The organism is Paraburkholderia sp. SIMBA_030 (assembly GCF_046535245.1).
Classification (GTDB): domain Bacteria; phylum Pseudomonadota; class Gammaproteobacteria; order Burkholderiales; family Burkholderiaceae; genus Paraburkholderia.
The window spans coordinates 1-251 of sequence record NZ_JAWRXB010001188.1 but is presented as its reverse complement, the minus strand read 5'-3'; the positions used below and the strand labels follow the sequence as shown (position 1 = coordinate 251).

The following is a 251-nucleotide window of genomic DNA, read 5'->3' as shown; positions in this document are numbered from 1 at the left end:
GCGGTTCGGGCAATGCCGGGGCCACCAACATGCTACGCCTGGCAGGCCGCAAGCTGGCGATCCTGACCCTGCTTGGCGACCTGTGCAAGGGCTTGTTGCCAGTATTGCTCGCCCGCCTTGCCGGGCTCGACCTGCACGCGCAGGCCTGGGTTGGCGTCTGCGCGGTGCTGGGCCACCTGTTCCCGCTGTACTTTCGCTTCCAGGGCGGCAAGGGTGTGGCGACTGCCGCCGGCATGCTCATGGCCCTGTAC

General features: G+C 68.1%; 1 protein-coding gene. It reads left to right on the top strand.

All coding sequences use genetic code 11. The features are described 5' to 3' along the window. On the top strand, positions 1-251 hold a 251-nt coding region (locus SB772_RS43785), incomplete at both ends, for a glycerol-3-phosphate acyltransferase (protein ID WP_410839000.1).